The organism is Bacillus cereus group sp. Bc061, assembly GCF_027715825.1.
In the GTDB taxonomy this organism is placed as follows: Bacteria; Bacillota; Bacilli; order Bacillales; family Bacillaceae_G; genus Bacillus_A; species Bacillus_A paranthracis.
This window is the reverse complement of record NZ_JAQFTZ010000002.1, coordinates 501,642-514,460: the sequence shown is the minus strand read 5'-3', so window position 1 is coordinate 514,460 and position 12,819 is coordinate 501,642. Positions and strand designations below refer to the sequence as shown.

Below are 12,819 nucleotides of genomic sequence, written 5' to 3'. Positions count from 1 at the left end.
ACGCTTTCATAAAAAAATATAATGAGATTCCGTATATCCTATCTTTTTAGAATGAAAATGTTTAGAAATGAGTAACAACTTTTATTGATTTGTCAGAGCATAAGGGGGAGAGATCATGATTACATTACAACGTACACCGTTATTTGATGTATACGCGAAGTATGGTGGGAAAACAATCGACTTCGGTGGTTGGGAGTTACCAGTTCAATTTTCAAGCATTAAAGAAGAACATGAAGCTGTACGTACAGCGGCAGGTTTGTTCGATGTGTCTCACATGGGAGAAGTTGAGGTAAAAGGTGTAGATAGTTTAGCATTTTTACAACGTGTTGTTACAAATGACGTATCTACCTTAAAGGTAGGGGGCGCACAATATACAGCAATGTGCTACGAAAATGGTGGTACAGTAGATGATTTATTAATCTACAAACGTGGTGAAGAAGACTATTTATTAGTTATCAACGCATCAAATATCGAGAAAGATTACGAATGGTTAGCTAGCCACGTAATTGGCGATGCGACAGTAGTCAATGTTTCTAGTGAAGTTGCACAGCTTGCAATTCAAGGACCAAAAGCAGAAGGCATTTTACAAAAAGTTGTGTCAGAAGATTTGAAAGAAATTAAGTTCTTTAAATTTAAAAACGATATTCTTGTAGATGGAATTCCAGCACTTGTATCTCGTACAGGTTATACAGGTGAAGATGGATTTGAAATTTACTGTAAGAGTGAGGATGCTGCAAAACTTTGGGAGAAACTTCTTGAAGTTGGAGCAGAAGAAGGCTTAAAACCATGTGGCTTAGGTGCTCGTGATACACTTCGCTTCGAAGCAACATTACCACTTTACGGTCAAGAATTATCAAAAGATATTACACCGATTGAAGCTGGAATTGGCTTTGCGGTAAAACCAAATAAAGAAGCAGACTTCTTTGGAAAAGCAACGTTAAAAGAGCAAAAAGAAAACGGTGCACCTCGTAAGTTAGTCGGCATCGAAGTAATTGAACGTGGAATTCCTCGTACGCATTACCCTGTATTTATTGGAGAAGAAAAAATTGGGGAAGTAACGAGTGGTACACAATCTCCAACGTTAAAGAAAAGCATTGGTTTAGCACTAATTGATGTAAAATACGCAGCAGTTGATACAGAAGTAGAAATTGAAATTCGTAATAAACGCGTCAAAGCAGTAGTTGTTCCAACACCATTTTATAAACGTTCAAAGTAACGGGGAGAGGGGTAGATTTCATGTTGCATCGTTATCTTCCAATGACAGAAGAAGACAAAAAAGAAATGTTACAAACGATCGGCGTTCAAACGATCGATGAGTTATTCTCTGATATTCCAGAGAGTGTTCGTTTTAAAGGGGATTTAAAAATTAAAGAAGCAAAATCAGAGCCAGAGCTTTTAAAAGAGTTATCTCAAATGGCTAGTAAAAATGCGAACTTAAAAGAATACGCTTCTTTCCTAGGAGCAGGCATATACGATCATTATGCTCCAGTAATTGTAGATCATGTTATCTCTCGCTCAGAATTTTATACAGCTTACACGCCATACCAACCGGAAATTTCACAAGGGGAATTACAAGCAATTTTTGAATTCCAAACAATGATTTGTGAGTTAACAGGAATGGATGTAGCAAACTCTTCTATGTACGACGGAGGTACAGCTTTAGCTGAAGCGGCAATGCTAGCAGCTGGCCATACTCGTAAAAAGAAAATTCTTGTATCTAGCGCAGTTCATCCAGAATCAAGAGCTGTACTTGAAACATATGCAAAAGGTCAACATCTTGAAGTTGTTGAAATTAATCATAAAGATGGTGTAACAGATTTAGACGTATTACAAAGTGAAGTAGATGATACAGTTGCTTGTGTAATCGTTCAATATCCAAACTTCTTCGGACAAGTTGAAAAATTAGCTGATATTGAAAAAATCGTTCATCAACAAAAATCATTATTTATCGTTTCTTCAAATCCATTATCATTAGGCGCATTAACACCACCAGGAAAATTTGGTGCTGATATTGTCATCGGTGATGCACAACCATTTGGTATCCCAACGCAGTTTGGTGGACCACACTGTGGTTACTTTGCAACAACAAAAGCATTCATGCGTAAAATTCCAGGGCGTCTTGTCGGACAAACTGTAGATTCAGATGGTAAACGTGGATTTGTATTAACGTTACAAGCACGTGAACAGCATATTCGCCGTGACAAAGCGACGTCTAACATTTGTTCAAACCAAGCGTTAAATGCATTAGCAGCATCAGTTGCAATGACAGCACTTGGTAAACAAGGTGTGAAAGAAATGGCACGTCAAAACATTTCTAAAGCACAATATGCAAAACGTCAATTTGAAGCGAAAGGCTTCACAGTTACATTTGCTGGACCATTCTTCAATGAGTTCGTTGTAGATTGCAAGCGCCCAGTGAAAGAAGTAAACGATGCATTATTACAAAAGAATATTATCGGCGGTTACGACCTAGGCCGTGATTATAAAGAGCATGAGAACCATATGCTTGTAGCAGTAACTGAGCTTCGTACAAAAGATGAAATTGACACACTTGTAAACGAAATGGGGGCTATCCAATGAAGAATCAAGACCAAGCACTTATCTTTGAAGTGAGTAAAGAAGGACGCATAGGATATAGCTTACCAAAATTAGATGTAGAAGAAGTGAAACTAGAAGATGTATTTGAGAGCGATTATATTCGAGTAGAAGATGCAGAGCTACCAGAAGTATCTGAACTTGATATTATGCGCCACTATACAGCACTTTCAAACCGTAACCACGGTGTTGATTCTGGTTTCTATCCACTTGGATCTTGTACGATGAAATATAATCCGAAAATTAATGAGAGTGTAGCTCGTTTCGCAGGATTTGCAAATATTCATCCGTTGCAAGATGAAAAGACAGTACAAGGTGCAATGGAATTAATGTACGATTTACAAGAGCATTTAATTGAAATTACAGGTATGGATACTGTTACATTACAACCAGCAGCTGGTGCACACGGAGAATGGACAGGCTTAATGTTAATTCGTGCATACCATGAAGCAAATGGTGACTTTAACCGTACGAAAGTAATTGTTCCTGACTCTGCTCACGGAACGAATCCAGCATCTGCAACTGTAGCTGGTTTTGAAACAATTACAGTAAAATCAAATGAACATGGTCTTGTTGACTTAGAAGATTTAAAACGTGTTGTAAATGAAGAAACAGCAGCACTTATGTTAACAAATCCTAATACATTAGGTTTATTTGAAGAAAATATTTTAGAAATGGCAGAAATCGTCCATAATGCAGGCGGTAAATTATACTATGATGGTGCAAACTTAAATGCAGTATTAAGCCAAGCGCGCCCAGGAGATATGGGATTTGACGTTGTGCATTTAAACCTTCATAAAACATTTACAGGTCCTCACGGCGGCGGTGGCCCAGGTTCTGGTCCAGTAGGTGTGAAAGCTGATTTAATTCCGTACTTACCAAAACCAATTTTAGAGAAAACGGAAAATGGCTATCACTTTAACTATGATCGTCCAGAAGCAATTGGGCGCGTAAAACCATTCTACGGTAACTTCGGAATTAACGTTCGTGCATACACATACATTCGTTCTATGGGTCCAGATGGCTTGCGTGCAGTAACGGAGTATGCGGTATTAAATGCGAACTATATGATGAGAAGATTAGCACCATTCTATGATCTTCCATTCGATAGACATTGTAAGCATGAGTTTGTATTATCAGGTCGTCGTCAAAAGAAACTTGGTGTACGTACATTAGATATCGCAAAACGCCTGCTTGATTTCGGTTACCATCCACCAACAATTTACTTCCCGTTAAATGTGGAAGAATGTATTATGATTGAGCCGACGGAAACAGAATCAAAAGAAACTTTAGACGGTTTCATTGATAAGATGATTCAAATTGCTAAAGAAGTAGAAGAAAATCCAGAAGTTGTACAAGAAGCACCGCATACAACAGTCATTAAACGTTTAGATGAAACGATGGCTGCACGTAAACCAGTTTTACGTTATGAAAAGCCAGCTCCTGTACAAGTTTGATTAGAATAACAAAGGAAGAACTCGCTATATGCGAGTTCTTTTTTGTATGGAGAATTTGTTCCGCAATTTGTGGCCTGGTAATCAGTAGAGAGGAACAAAAACACCCACTGATTAAAGTTTCACTTTATGCAGAAGTGGTGAAGAAAATGTTAAAAATTTATATTTTTTGTTTCATAATGGTGTAAAGAGGCAGTTTTATAGGTGATTTTGTTGAAAAAGTCAGTTTGATAAAAGTATTTATTTTTGTTAGAATTTTATTGAAATTAAGAAGATGTGATGAGGCAAAAATTACTCATTTTTATGTATATGTGAAAAAACGAGCAAGACGGGGGTGAAAGTGTGGGATATCGATGTTATAGGATGGTATACCATTTAGAAAATGGAGAAACAATTAAAGATGTAAAAGAATTTTGTTACCGAGATCAAGGAAAAGTACTAGAAAGAGTAGCGCATCGTGTAATGGATAATAGAGAAGTGACGGCAATTGATAAGCAAGGAACGATCATTTCAATAGCATGTGAGGACATTGTAAAGGTGGAACTTGATTACATAACAGAAAGTTAACCTTGAGTCATATCGAATTATTCGATAAAATATACTGTTGAATGGTGAAGTGAGAAGAGAGGAGTTTATCATGGGTAGTACAAGACACTTTTATATGTTTATCTTAGCGTTTGTTCTTGTTGTGGCATTAACGATTTATTTAATTGTTGATAGCACTTGGTACAACACAGTTCATCCGGCGTTCCTTCTGTTTATGTATGTAGGAATTGCGGTAGTGAGTTTCGGAATGAGAGATGAGATGTTAGATCGCTTTGAAAAGTGATACATATACGAAAGACCAACAGGAAAATGTTGGTCTTTTTTTCTTGCCAAAAATAGGATGGTGTGTATATACTGTATATATAAGGTATATACAGTATATACACACTGGAGGAAAACATGAATATTATTATTTCGAATTCTTCCCAAGACCCTATTTATGTACAGATAAGAAAACAATTAAGCCAGCTTATTTTAAATGGTGGTTTAAAGGGTGGAGACCAATTACCGTCTATTCGTAGCTTAGCAAAGGAATTACAAATTAGTGTAATTACTACGAAGCGTGCGTACGAGGAGCTTGAGAAAGAAGGATATATAGAAACTGTTGCTGGGAAGGGGACTTATGTTTCACGTAAAAATAATGAACTATTAAAAGAACAAAGGCTTCGTCTATTGGAAAGTAAAGCGGAAGAGATTGTAAATGAAAGTAAAGCGTTACAGCTTTCACTTGAAGAATTACAGCAGATGATTGCGTGTTTATATGAGGGGGAATAAGAGATGTTAGAGTTAAAAAACGTATGTAAAAGCTATGAAGATTTTGCAGTAAAAAATATAAGTTTTACATTACCACGCGGATATATTATGGGATTTGTCGGACCGAACGGGGCCGGGAAAAGTACGACGATCAAAATGATTATGAATTTAATTAGAAAAGATAGCGGCGATATAAAAATTTTTGGCAAGGACAACAAGAAAGCCGAAAAGGAAATAAAGCAAAATATCGGCTTTGTATATGATGAAAATCATTATTACGAAGATTTAACGTGTGAGCAAATGAAGCGTATTATTGCACCGTTATATAAAAAGTGGGATGAAGAGCAGTATCAATCGTATATGCATAGATTGCAAGTTCCGAAGTATAAAAAAATTAAAAAATTATCAAAAGGAATGAAAATGAAATTTGCGATTGCCATCGCGCTCTCGCACCACGCAGAATTTATCATCATGGATGAACCAACAGCAGGATTAGATCCAGTTGTTCGAAGTGAATTACTTGATATGTTGCAAGAAATTGTAATGGAAGATGAAGTATCGGTATTATTCTCAACGCACATTACAACAGATTTAGAGCGCATTGCAGATTATATTACGTTTATCAACGATGGAGAAATTATATTTACTGGTGAAAAAGAAGACTTGATGGAGAACTACGTAATCGTAAAAGGAAGTAATGATTTATTAGATCGAGAAGGAAAAGAACTATTTGTTGGATTACGAAAAAATAAATTTGGTTTTGAAGGTTTAGCGAAGGATAAACAAGCAATTATTGACTGGTTTGGAAATGAGGTTGTACTAGAAAAGCCTACATTAGATGATATTATCGTTTACACTGCGAAAGGGAGGGGTGCCTATGCGTCAGCTCATTTATAAAGATTTGTTCTTTTTTCGGGTGATGTGGTTAGTGTATTTAATTATGCCGTTTGTATTATTTATGTTAGACCCAAGTGTTGAATTGTTATTTTCGATGAGTTGTCTATTTATAACCCTTTCTTCCGTTATGACGTTAACCTTTATGGATGAAAGGAATAAAAGTGACATTATTATAAATAGTTTGCCGGTAAGTCGAAAGGATATCATAATTGCTAGATATATTTCCTGTGCAATATTTATTATTGGTGGCATGCTCTCTACGATGTTAGTTGTTTTTCTTATAAGGGGCATCGCGGTTATTGGTGATATCGGTGTATATCATCCTAATTTATACATTGAAATTCCGTGGTATGAAGTAATAAATGGAGCTGTTTACGCCATATTTTTTGTTGTAACATTCTTTCCTAGTTATTATGGTACAAAATCGAAGGTAGTAAGAAGTATAGTATCAGCAGCCTCAATAGGAGTGGGAGGGATACTTTGGATATTTATTAGTGATAGGCTAAATGAAACAGCGCTTTCATTCGTTGAATGGATTATGAATCCTATGCATGTTGTTGTATTTATAGCTGGATTTATTACATTAGTTAGTATTTATATCGTTTCTATGTTCCTTACAATTAAAATTTATGAAACACGTGATTTATAGAGAGGAGAATTCATATGCAACAGTTGATTTTGAAGGAGTTTTTCTTACAGAAGAAGATGTTTCCTTTCTATTTTTTAATACCCATTTTATCTATTTTTAAGGATTCCGTCGAACCAATGGGGATTGCAATAGGATTATTTATAACATGTAGTACGATTATATATATTTCTTTTTATTATGAAGAGAAAAGTAAAGCAGAAAAAGTATTAGTGAGTTTGCCTATAACGAGAAAAGAAATAGTTATAGCTAAATATATTTCAAGCACATTATTTATTATGGTTGGTTTGAGTGTAACTTTTATAGTCGTAATATTAGGAAATATTTTATTGGGCAGGGATATAGTCATGCCTGGATATGCAGTGTTTTCAGCAATAGTAGCAACTTTGATTTATTGTGTAGTAACGATACCGACTAATTACATTGGGGGATATAAAGTTATTACAGTCTTGAATTTGATTATGCTGTTTCCTTTAATGGGTATGATTGGTCTTATGTGCAATATTTTTGGTGATAAAACAATTATGTTAAAAGTACTTCACTCTCAAGAGGCTACACAAGCAATGAGTGTTCTTGGTATTGGAGTATTAGTGAGTATATTCATATCAATGTTCCTCTCAATGAAAATGTTTCAGCAGGCAGAGTTATAGAAGGGACATTTTCATATTAGGAGGTGCAATACATGATCAAGCAGTTAGTTTTAAAAGATATGATGATGCAAAGAAAGTTAGGGTTTGTTTATCTTATATGTTTTTTGTTTCTGCTCATTGTTGATTTTAGTAGTGATAGTTTTTTGATGACATTTAGTATGTTTGTACCTGCTCTTGGCATGATACTGTCAATGAGTTATGAGGGGAAAAATAAAAGTGAACTGATAGTAAATAGTTTACCGTTTGACCGTAAAGATCTTGTCATAGGGAAATACATATTTGTAAGTACTTTAGTTGCTCTAGGTGGATGTTTCTCACTAGTGATTGGTTTCATACAGTTGCAAAATGAGCATATGACTGGATTTATGCTGTGGGGAGAAATTCTCGGAGGTATAACAGGTGGGTTTGTTTGTAGCATAATTGTACTTCCGATTGAATTCTCAGTAGGGTATAGCAGTGCCAAACAAATTGCTCCGTTCGCCAGACTTGCATTGGGATATTTGAGTGGATTGATTGTAAGTAACGTTTGGTTAGATGTAGAAAATGCTTGGAACACGAGTCTAGTCGTAAATATTTGTTTTATAGCAGGATTGCTTCTTTTATATGTTATGTCTATGTTTTTCTCAATTCATTTGTACAATGAGCGTGATTTATAAGGAGGGAGCGATTGTGAAGCAACTAATTTTAAAAGATTTCATCATTCAATGGAAGTTTTTAATTTGGTACATACTGTATCCTGTTTTCTTTTATATGGCCTTAACAGATACGGAAAATCTGTTCATAATTATGTCCGTAATTATTACAATTGGAGCAACAGTAAAAACATTTGAAGCAGATAGTAAAAATGAGAGTGAAGTTATAGTAAATAGTTTACCAATATTAAAAAAACAAATCGTGTATGCGAAATATATAGTAGCAATTATTATTCTTTTTATAAGTGTAATGGTCGGTTGTTTTACGATGGGAATGAAGAATGGGGTTAACCTATTTGAATTTATTGAAACGACAATGGTTGCTAGTATTAGCTTTATTTTAGTGTATTTAAGCTTTGTTTTACCGATATCGTTTTGGTTGGCCTATAAAAAAACTATTTTTATTGCGATTTTTATACTAATAGCACCTATGGCCGTTTCTTCTATTTTCTTTGGAATCAACCTAGAACAAATTCAATTATATAACAGCTTGTTATTCATTGGTTCAATATGTATGTTCATAACATCTGTCTTCGTTTCAGTGAAATTGTATGAGAAGAGAGAATTTTAAAAGGTGCCTTATGTAAGGCACCTTCTTCAATAGCGACAATAGGAAAGTAAAAGTTTATCCCGCTTTAACGGGCAGTAAGACCCCCACCTCAAAATTCAGTGGAAGCAAAGAAGTTAGGTGGGGGATCAACTGTCCGTAAAAGTCCGATTGGTTCAACTAATAATCAGTGGGGATGAACAAAACCCCCACTGATTAAAGTTTCACTTTATAAACAGAGAGGTTACTCGGTACAACATCTTTTGGAGTATGTAATATAAAGCTGAAAACGATAACGAGAATAAGAAAGAGGAAAAATAAAAATAGGATTTGCTTATGTATAGAATTTTGCATATTATCCACTCCTTTTTTAGGTAGTATGTCCAAAAGAAAGGAGTGTATGAAGAATTTTAGGAGGGGAGAATGATGAGCAAAAGAAAATGGTTATATAGAATAGGGTTATTTTTATTTTCAATTGGTCTCATATTAGCAAATGCTTATTCAGATATACCACCGCTATTTCCAAGTTTGCATAAAGGGGTTGGTATAAGTATTACCATAGTCGGTCTGTTTTGTCTTATCACATCAAACTTCTACAGAAAGTCTGAATGAATATAAAAAAGGACAGTTACTCTTTTTCAGAAGAACTGTCCTTTTTAAATAACTTATTCCATAGCTTGGCGATACTCCATATAATGACGATTGCAATGGAGGCAATAATGGACCAAACGATTGATATCATTTCAAGTGTCATGTTAGGAAGGAATGTGAGAATGGATACTACTTTATGAAACAACCATTCTATTATGTGAAAACTTATTTGTAATAGAATGACGATACCAAGTGTGATCCATGCTAACAGTTGCTTCCCTTTTTCTTTCCACATGACATTCACCTCACGTTAGCTTAATAGTTTTAAGCCAACAGCGCCGCATAGAATGCAGCTTAAGAAAGCAAGACGACGCCAATCCGCTGATTCGCGGAAAATAAGGATGCCTAGAAGTGCACTTCCGGCAGTTCCGATTCCAGTCCAAATCGCGTAAGCAGTTCCCATCGGTAATGTGTTCATCGCAAGGGATAAGAAGAAGAAGCTTACGCCGAAGTTAGCGATTAAAATAACTTTTGGTGCCCAGCCTTTCTTTTCAGTGGCTACTTTCATAAAGAGTACACCAATAATTTCACAAATACCAGCTAGAATTAAAAATACCCAAGCCATTTTATGCGGCCTCCTTCGCTTCTTTTTCTTCTGTTACTCGCTTTAAACCAATTACGCCAAAGAAGATTAAACCAATTAATAATACTTTTACGATAGAGAATGGCTCTCCGAAAACGAAAATTTCTGTAAGAACGATTCCACCAGCTCCAATTCCAGTGAAGACTGCGTATACAGTACCAACAGGTAAATCTTTATAAGCTCTAAATAATAAGACGAAACTAATTGTAATTAATAACGCAACACCAGCCCATTCAAGTGGAGCCTCCGCGTGTTTTAATCCAATTACCCAAAAGATTTCAATAATACCAGCTAAGATTACATAAATCCATGCCATATGTCATTTCTCCTTCCTACCAGTCGTTAGGTAAAGGGCTTAAAAACGACGCATTGCAAAGGAGCAATCCGTCAGTTTGAAAGTCCACGCCAAAATACTTTCCAAGAAGCGTCTAAACGTGTCTCAAAACGATTTAAACCTGCGTATAGTAGTTCAACCATAAGACCGTCAAGTAAGCATAGAAAAGCCTCTAAGGCGTCTTTTACTTCAATGTTATGCAACTCATCTCGTTCGCTTGCTCTTTTAAATACAGGGAATAAAAGTTTTCCGACGTTTTCAATGTGTACATTTGCTTTATTAATAATTTGTTCGCGAAATGCATCAGGCGGAAAATAAGAAGTTCGTAACCAAAACATTGATTCTTCACTTTCACCAAATCGTTTTGCATAGCCCTTTAGTAGCTGTAAGAGCAATTCTTCAGTAGACGAATTGGAAAACTTTTCGATATCGCCTGTGAAGCTCTGTAAATCTTTTTGAAGAGCGGATTCTAAGCATGTAAAATATAGCTCTTCTTTTCCTTTAAAGTGTGCGTAAATTGATGGTTTTTTAATCCCGACTTCTTGAGCAATATTTGCTAATGAAGTTCCTTCGTAGCCGTAGCGTGCGAAATGAGAAAGTGCTACAGCTTTAATGCGGTTTGCTGTCATTTTCATCCCCTACCTACCGTTCGTTAGGTTTATTGTATGCGAGTAAAAATATAAAGTCAATAGGTGAAGAGCTGAAAAAGAGCGCTATAGATAACGCTCTTATTAGACAGTATCTCGTTCGATTAAATGGAATGAAAGCTCTTTTGCGTTCCCGATAATTTGCTCGCTTTGGATTTGTTTATGGAATAAAGAAAACGCATGTGAGCCCATTTCGAGACCGGGATGTTCAATTGTTGAAATTTCTAACGCCTTTGAAATTTCATGATTATCAAATCCGAGGATAGCAAGATCTTCGGGTACTCGAAGACCTTGCTTTCGAGCCTCTGTTAATAGACCAGCTGCAACTTGATCGTTCGCTGTAAAAATAGCGGTTGGACGATTTTTCATGTTTACAATACGATGGAGTATTTGTGCACCGTCTTGCATTGTATAGCATTGGTGAAAAATCCATTCGGGATGTAACGTTTTGCCTTCGTTACGAAGTGTATCAGCAAACGCTTTTTCACGTTCCATAGAATTTACACTTGTTTTTCTTGCTAAACAAATCCCGATTTTTTCATGACCTTTATTGAGTAAATAGGCGGTGCCGAGACGGAAGCCTTCATAATGATCTACGTAGACAGATGAAATGAGGGGGTGGTGCATTTTTTCGCATGAAATAATAGGAGCGAATTTTGCGAAAGTTTCAATTTGTTCCCATGAACTCGTTCGAGAGCAAATAATCATCCCGTCGAATTGTTTCATTTTCATCATTTCCAGAACACGAATTTCTTCGATACTATCGTAATTCGTTTGACATAAATTAATGTGATATCCAGCTGCTAACGCTTCGTTACCGATTCCTTCAATAATGGTACTGAAGTATGGAAGGTTAATGAAAGGGAGCATAACACCGATCGTATATGTTTTTCCTTTTATTAAATGAATAGCATTTATATTTTTGGCATAGTTCAATTCTTCAACAGCATCTAGAACACGCTTACGTTTTTCTTCTTTTACGTAAGGGTGATTATTCAGGACGCGAGAAACAGTTGATATGGATACACCAGCGGTTTTTGCAATTTGTTTTATATTGGCCATATGTATCACCTCTTCCTCTTATTATAAAGGGAAAATAATAAGAATGAAAAAAATCTTGACCTGAAAAGCTTTTCACAAACTATGTTATAAATATGACTTCTGTTATTCGCGTAACCTTTTTATTTGGGCGTGAGAATGATAGGGGTCTTTCTTGCGTCTATAAAAGAATTTTTGTCAAAATGTGTGAGAATAACGTGGAAAGTTTTCAAATGAAAAAACTAGCTGAATTATTCAGCTAGTTTTTGTATGTTATTATTTCTTTTTAATTTTTCCAGTCCACGTTTTAAATCCACCTTGTAATTGGTAGAAATCTTTGTAGCCTTGTTTCTTTAAGTATTGAGCCGCACGACCGGTACGGAATCCACTTTGACAGTATAAGTAAACTGGTTGATCTTTACGAAGTTCTTTATGACGAAGGCGAATTTGTGATAACGGAATGTTACGTGCGCCTAAAATATGCCCTGCAGTATATTCGTCTGCTTCGCGAATATCGATAAGCTGTGCTTTACGGTAGCCAGCGCGAAACTCTTCTTCTGAAAGTGTTGTAATTAATTTCTTCTGATAGAAATACATCCATACAGTGTAACCGATGAACGCTACGATTACGGCTAATAAAATAATCCAAGTTGTTGACACGATTCTATCGCTCCCTTTTTTCTTATCCTACTTTCAATATTATAATGCCCGTATGTATTTATGCAACAGATTCATTTGTATATAAGAAGAAATTTCGTATTCTTTCACAAATTTTGTCGAATTTGG

At 35.7% G+C, this 12,819-nt stretch carries 18 protein-coding genes; 12 read left to right on the top strand and 6 right to left on the bottom strand.

Annotated elements, in window-relative coordinates:
• Positions 1–115 precede the first annotated feature (115 nt).
• From gcvT to PDQ40_RS11960, 12 genes are all read left to right on the top strand, one after another.
• Complete coding sequence (gcvT, locus tag PDQ40_RS12015; protein WP_000631771.1) at positions 116–1,216, top strand: glycine cleavage system aminomethyltransferase GcvT; 1,101 nt, start codon at positions 116–118, stop codon at positions 1,214–1,216.
• Between the two features lie 20 nt (positions 1,217–1,236).
• Positions 1,237–2,580 carry an aminomethyl-transferring glycine dehydrogenase subunit 1 gene (gene gcvPA / locus PDQ40_RS12010; RefSeq protein WP_270691432.1) on the top strand — a complete coding sequence of 448 codons (1,344 nt, stop codon included), beginning with the start codon at positions 1,237–1,239 and terminating at the stop codon, positions 2,578–2,580.
• On the top strand, positions 2,577–4,052 hold the full coding sequence (gene gcvPB, locus PDQ40_RS12005) for an aminomethyl-transferring glycine dehydrogenase subunit 2 (protein WP_000795699.1): 1,476 nt from the start codon (positions 2,577–2,579) through the stop codon (positions 4,050–4,052). The genes gcvPA and gcvPB overlap by 4 nt, the downstream gene beginning before the upstream one ends.
• A 360-nt stretch (positions 4,053–4,412) precedes the next feature.
• A complete protein-coding gene (locus PDQ40_RS12000; protein ID WP_000262495.1) occupies positions 4,413–4,616 on the top strand; it encodes a DUF3929 family protein in 204 nt (67 codons plus the stop codon).
• 70 nt (positions 4,617–4,686) lie between these two features.
• On the top strand, positions 4,687–4,878 hold the full coding sequence (locus PDQ40_RS11995) for a hypothetical protein (RefSeq protein WP_000535935.1): 192 nt from the start codon (positions 4,687–4,689) through the stop codon (positions 4,876–4,878).
• Positions 4,879–4,994: 116 nt separating this feature from the next.
• Positions 4,995–5,369, top strand: a complete 375-nt coding sequence (locus tag PDQ40_RS11990) for a GntR family transcriptional regulator (RefSeq protein ID WP_001021352.1) — start codon at positions 4,995–4,997, stop codon at positions 5,367–5,369.
• A gap of 3 nt (positions 5,370–5,372) precedes the next feature.
• Positions 5,373–6,245, top strand: coding sequence for an ABC transporter ATP-binding protein (locus tag PDQ40_RS11985; protein WP_270691431.1), 873 nt, complete (start codon positions 5,373–5,375; stop codon positions 6,243–6,245).
• The gene (locus PDQ40_RS11980) at positions 6,226–6,894 is read left to right on the top strand and encodes an ABC-2 transporter permease (RefSeq protein ID WP_270691430.1); all 669 of its coding nucleotides are present in this window, start codon (positions 6,226–6,228) and stop codon (positions 6,892–6,894) included. The genes PDQ40_RS11985 and PDQ40_RS11980 overlap by 20 nt, the downstream gene beginning before the upstream one ends.
• A gap of 14 nt (positions 6,895–6,908) precedes the next feature.
• On the top strand, positions 6,909–7,541 hold the full coding sequence (locus PDQ40_RS11975; protein ID WP_270691429.1) for an ABC-2 transporter permease: 633 nt from the start codon (positions 6,909–6,911) through the stop codon (positions 7,539–7,541).
• 32 nt (positions 7,542–7,573) lie between these two features.
• On the top strand, positions 7,574–8,197 hold the full coding sequence (locus PDQ40_RS11970) for an ABC-2 transporter permease (protein ID WP_270691428.1): 624 nt from the start codon (positions 7,574–7,576) through the stop codon (positions 8,195–8,197).
• Between the two features lie 10 nt (positions 8,198–8,207).
• On the top strand, positions 8,208–8,804 hold the full coding sequence (locus PDQ40_RS11965; RefSeq protein WP_270691465.1) for an ABC-2 transporter permease: 597 nt from the start codon (positions 8,208–8,210) through the stop codon (positions 8,802–8,804).
• 399 nt (positions 8,805–9,203) lie between these two features.
• Positions 9,204–9,392, top strand: coding sequence for a hypothetical protein (locus PDQ40_RS11960; RefSeq protein ID WP_002170166.1), 189 nt, complete (start codon positions 9,204–9,206; stop codon positions 9,390–9,392).
• Between the two features lie 16 nt (positions 9,393–9,408).
• Here the strand turns inward: PDQ40_RS11960 and PDQ40_RS11955 are convergent, their stop codons facing one another.
• The 6 genes from PDQ40_RS11955 to PDQ40_RS11930 form a co-directional block, all read right to left on the bottom strand.
• Positions 9,409–9,666, bottom strand: a complete 258-nt coding sequence (locus tag PDQ40_RS11955) for a DUF3975 family protein (RefSeq protein WP_000265380.1) — start codon at positions 9,664–9,666, stop codon at positions 9,409–9,411.
• 15 nt (positions 9,667–9,681) lie between these two features.
• Positions 9,682–9,996 carry a DMT family transporter gene (locus PDQ40_RS11950; protein WP_000312623.1) on the bottom strand — a complete coding sequence of 105 codons (315 nt, stop codon included), beginning with the start codon at positions 9,994–9,996 and terminating at the stop codon, positions 9,682–9,684.
• Position 9,997: 1 nt separating this feature from the next.
• Positions 9,998–10,330 carry a DMT family transporter gene (locus PDQ40_RS11945; RefSeq protein WP_000312349.1) on the bottom strand — a complete coding sequence of 111 codons (333 nt, stop codon included), beginning with the start codon at positions 10,328–10,330 and terminating at the stop codon, positions 9,998–10,000.
• A gap of 71 nt (positions 10,331–10,401) precedes the next feature.
• Positions 10,402–10,983 carry a TetR/AcrR family transcriptional regulator gene (locus PDQ40_RS11940; RefSeq protein ID WP_002170167.1) on the bottom strand — a complete coding sequence of 194 codons (582 nt, stop codon included), beginning with the start codon at positions 10,981–10,983 and terminating at the stop codon, positions 10,402–10,404.
• Between the two features lie 96 nt (positions 10,984–11,079).
• On the bottom strand, positions 11,080–12,057 hold the full coding sequence (locus PDQ40_RS11935) for a LacI family DNA-binding transcriptional regulator (protein ID WP_061132210.1): 978 nt from the start codon (positions 12,055–12,057) through the stop codon (positions 11,080–11,082).
• Positions 12,058–12,309: 252 nt separating this feature from the next.
• On the bottom strand, positions 12,310–12,693 hold the full coding sequence (locus tag PDQ40_RS11930) for a rhodanese-like domain-containing protein (RefSeq protein ID WP_000108655.1): 384 nt from the start codon (positions 12,691–12,693) through the stop codon (positions 12,310–12,312).
• Between the last annotated feature and the right edge of the window lie 126 nt (positions 12,694–12,819).

Excerpts from the sequence above, each read along its gene's own strand:
- PDQ40_RS11970 (WP_270691428.1), top strand. The coding sequence starts at position 7,574 with ATGATCAAGCAGTTAGTTTTAAAAGATATGATGATGCAAAGAAAGTTA.
- gcvPA (WP_270691432.1), top strand. The coding sequence starts at position 1,237 with ATGTTGCATCGTTATCTTCCAATGACAGAAGAAGACAAAAAAGAAATG.
- PDQ40_RS11995 (WP_000535935.1), top strand. The coding sequence starts at position 4,687 with ATGGGTAGTACAAGACACTTTTATATGTTTATCTTAGCGTTTGTTCTT.
- PDQ40_RS11955 (WP_000265380.1), bottom strand. The coding sequence starts at position 9,666 with ATGTGGAAAGAAAAAGGGAAGCAACTGTTAGCATGGATCACACTTGGT.
- PDQ40_RS11985 (WP_270691431.1), top strand. The coding sequence starts at position 5,373 with ATGTTAGAGTTAAAAAACGTATGTAAAAGCTATGAAGATTTTGCAGTA.
- PDQ40_RS11980 (WP_270691430.1), top strand. The coding sequence starts at position 6,226 with ATGCGTCAGCTCATTTATAAAGATTTGTTCTTTTTTCGGGTGATGTGG.
- PDQ40_RS11975 (WP_270691429.1), top strand. The coding sequence starts at position 6,909 with ATGCAACAGTTGATTTTGAAGGAGTTTTTCTTACAGAAGAAGATGTTT.
- PDQ40_RS11940 (WP_002170167.1), bottom strand. The coding sequence starts at position 10,983 with ATGAAAATGACAGCAAACCGCATTAAAGCTGTAGCACTTTCTCATTTC.
- gcvPB (WP_000795699.1), top strand. The coding sequence starts at position 2,577 with ATGAAGAATCAAGACCAAGCACTTATCTTTGAAGTGAGTAAAGAAGGA.
- gcvT (WP_000631771.1), top strand. The coding sequence starts at position 116 with ATGATTACATTACAACGTACACCGTTATTTGATGTATACGCGAAGTAT.
- PDQ40_RS11945 (WP_000312349.1), bottom strand. The coding sequence starts at position 10,330 with ATGGCATGGATTTATGTAATCTTAGCTGGTATTATTGAAATCTTTTGG.
- PDQ40_RS11960 (WP_002170166.1), top strand. The coding sequence starts at position 9,204 with ATGATGAGCAAAAGAAAATGGTTATATAGAATAGGGTTATTTTTATTT.
- PDQ40_RS12000 (WP_000262495.1), top strand. The coding sequence starts at position 4,413 with ATGGTATACCATTTAGAAAATGGAGAAACAATTAAAGATGTAAAAGAA.
- PDQ40_RS11950 (WP_000312623.1), bottom strand. The coding sequence starts at position 9,996 with ATGGCTTGGGTATTTTTAATTCTAGCTGGTATTTGTGAAATTATTGGT.
- PDQ40_RS11935 (WP_061132210.1), bottom strand. The coding sequence starts at position 12,057 with ATGGCCAATATAAAACAAATTGCAAAAACCGCTGGTGTATCCATATCA.
- PDQ40_RS11990 (WP_001021352.1), top strand. The coding sequence starts at position 4,995 with ATGAATATTATTATTTCGAATTCTTCCCAAGACCCTATTTATGTACAG.